The organism is Candidatus Cloacimonadota bacterium (assembly GCA_034661015.1).
Taxonomy (GTDB): Bacteria; Cloacimonadota; Cloacimonadia; order JGIOTU-2; family JGIOTU-2; genus JAYEKN01.
In genome coordinates this window covers 1-3,241 of the sequence record JAYEKN010000303.1, presented here as the reverse complement: position 1 = coordinate 3,241, position 3,241 = coordinate 1, and the positions used below count along the sequence as shown (strand labels likewise).

Annotated in this window: 2 protein-coding genes; one reads left to right on the top strand and one right to left on the bottom strand. The window is 36.7% G+C overall.

Annotated features, from left to right (window positions below; translation table 11 throughout):
• Positions 1 to 219: 219 nt before the first annotated feature.
• Positions 220 to 537 (bottom strand): DUF6506 family protein, encoded by a 318-nt coding sequence (locus tag U9P79_10635; protein MEA2105068.1) that lies wholly within the window; start codon positions 535 to 537, stop codon positions 220 to 222.
• A 215-nt stretch (positions 538 to 752) separates the two neighbouring features.
• Between U9P79_10635 and U9P79_10630 the strand changes: the two genes are divergently transcribed.
• A partial coding sequence (locus U9P79_10630; GenBank protein MEA2105067.1) for a transglutaminase-like domain-containing protein occupies positions 753 to 3,241 on the top strand: 2,489 nt, incomplete at its 3' end.

Genomic DNA, 3,241 nt, shown 5'->3' with positions numbered 1-3,241 from the left:
TTAACCACCGCAACCTTTTGTCGAGATGATTTTCGTTTTATTTAGAGCCTGTCCGTAAAGTAGTATTTTTTAAGCACCTTGCGGATGGTTGCTTTTCAACGGGATTTGTTATCCGCAACCTCCGCAATGATGGCTGGTTACACATCTCAACCATTGCGGAGGTGTGGATAAACAACATCCATCAACCATCCGCAAGGTTTCGGAGTTTACGGATGGACACTATTTATTGTAGTATTCTTTTCGTATTACAGCTTGTGAAATTTTGCTACTGGGACCGTCTCCTCTAGAAACATTCACGGATACTTTGCCGTCGAGTGCCTGAAATATTTCTGCAACATCAATATGTGTAAAACCCGGGCAGAGAATAATTGCATCTATTTTCTCTTTTTTATAGATACTTTTGGAAACAGAGATTGCTTCTTTTTGCGACTTCACAATAAATGTAAATAGTTTATATTTCCCTGTATCAATAATACTTTTGTGCTTTTCATACTCAGCATCCGGAGCATGGGCTAAAAACAATACTTTAAAAGCCATAGTTTACCTCAATAATAATTTTATTTTTGAAATTTATATTTTCAGCGATTTTTCCTGTAAAGAATTTTAACTAAAAAAATTAAATATTTTCTTTTTCGACTATCCGTACATTATTCCTACTTACTGATTTTCGTAAGATTATTTTAGCCTTCCTTGACCAATTACTCTTTTCTGAAATTTTGTAACTCAAACAAATTTTGAATTGGAGACAATTGATGAAGAAAATGTATTGCCTGATCATTTTGATTTTATTTGCTGTTCCTTTATCGGCAGATTTTACGATCGAACAAACTTTAATTGATTCACTTAACGCTCGTGCTATTAAAAACATTGAACCTCTTCCGGAAGAAGCGCAATCAGAATATCGCTCCTTATTAGAATCTTATCCCGCTGGATTGATGGCTTATCTGATTTCCACAGAAAAAAGCGGGATTTTGTGGGATGCAAATCCTGAGGATATTCTCGCCAATTATTTGGTTTTGGAAGAACTTTTTGATTTGGATGATTTTGATAAATACCCCGATGAGTTTGTTCTTTCTTACATAGCAAAAACCACTGTATCCCACGAGAAAATTACAAATTATCGGAAAGTTTTTTTTGATCTGGGACTTTTGGAGTATGTAGCAAGATATCCCGATCTTGCAGAGAGAATTAGGCAAATAACTTTGTGGACGCGTGAGAATATGACCTTTGTTTCCACCTCCGGCAGAACCCAAGATCCACTTTCGGTTTTGCAAAAAAGTAATATCGGAAGATGCGGCGAAATGCAGGTTTTTTACATTGCTGCTCTGCGAATGGTTGGCATTCCGGCACGACCTGCCTGGACGCCGTGGTGGGCTCACACAGATAATAATCACGCTTGGACGGAAATGTTTTTGGATGGTAAATGGCAATATGCCGAAAATACTTCGCCTACATATAATTTGAATACAGCCTGGTTCAGCGCCTCCACTCAAAAAGCACTTTTGATATTGGCGCGCAGCAGCTTCCCCGATAGTACGGACGATGTGGTTTCCAAAGGGAAAAACAATAATTATGTGAACTCAACTCGCTACTATCAGGACACACGTGTTATCACCTTAAACATTTTTGATGAAGAACACAAGCCTGTAAAAGATGCAAAAGTGAATATTTGTGCCTTTAATTTCTCCATGTTCCGCCCTCTTTTAGAACTCTCCGCAGATACTTGCGGGATTGCAAAATTCACCATCGGTCAGGGTGGATTTCTAACAATCGCTTTCAAAGACAGTTTATTTGATTATCTGCTTGTTCCTTATGACGAAAATTCTCGTCCCGCATCCTATGATTTGACCTTGCGAAATCAAAAATGGCAAAATTTTGATTACACTTTGGAATATCCTATTGGAAAAGCAGAAAACAAAGAGAATCCTGAAGAGTTCAACAAAATAAAAAAAAGGTCGGAAGAAAAATATGACGAACTCATTAAGCAAATTCAGGCTACGGAAATTCCCGAATACGCCCCAAAAGAGGATTCGGTTTTTGTGGAAATTTTTGAAAATTGCCGAAATAACAAATCATCGCTTCTCAAATTTATAGCTGCAAATGATAGCATTCCGCTTGATTTCTGGAGCAAACTTTCTGAAGTGGATGTCAAATTTTTGTGGCAAGCAAATTTTGCTCAATTCCAAAATATATACGATACATTTCTTCATTTGAAACAAGCAGAGATTTCGGATGACGATTTTTCGAACCTGCTTTCTCCGAATATATTTTATGAGAAACTCCCACTTGCTTCTGTACCGGAAAATTATATCTTTGAAAATATCGAAGAGCATCAAAAAAAAATTCACACAATTATAGACGGTTTGCATTCACATCATAAAATTGATAAAGATAAAGCAGTAAGCGGATTACTCTCCTTGGACAAAATGCTTCAAGCGGAATATTTACAAAATTTTCACTTTAAGATGCTGAGCTGTTACGTTTTACAAGCAAATCTTATTCCCGCACAATACACCAGAATTCCATCTGTGATTATGGTTAAAGCGGATAGTGTGTGGCAAAATTATGATATTGTAAAAAACGATTTTGTCAAACCACAGGACAAAGAAAGCGGGAGATTGATTCCTATAGAATTTACCTTGGTTGATAAAGAGGGATATCCGGTTACGATGAATCCAGACAATATTTCCGTAACAATATTTCAAGACGGAAGATTTTATTATAACGATCGCCAATTAGATTATGACAAGGAATTCAGCAAATTAACCGGTGAACTTGAAAACGGTGATTATCAAATTCAATTCTGCATACGTGAAAGCGGGGAGGTTACCAAAACAAAACTAATTGCTTTGGATTTGAGCGAGCAAGACGAGATTTGCCAGACTCTTATTTTTCAGGATTTTAAACGCAACTGGAAAAATGCGGATGCAAAATATCGCGATTTCATTTCTTCTTTTACGGATAAAGAAAGCGATTGGGTCGTGCTTCTCGGAAATTATGATCTGGAACCACCTCAAAGGCTTGCAACGAAGATAAGAGAGAATATCGAAAATCAAAAGTTTGTTTGGATTGGGAATAAAACACCAATTCGAACTATTCCGGATTATATTGCTTCTGCTGAATATGAAAACTTCCTGAACGAAAATCCCGAACTGAAAAATCGCCTTATCACGTTCTATTATGACAATGAAAATGATAAATGGAAGATCTTTGATGGAAATTTTGATATGCTGTATAAATA

Coding starts and splice junctions, on each gene's coding strand:
- U9P79_10635 (MEA2105068.1), bottom strand. CDS start 537: ATGGCTTTTAAAGTATTGTTTTTAGCCCATGCTCCGGATGCTGAGTAT.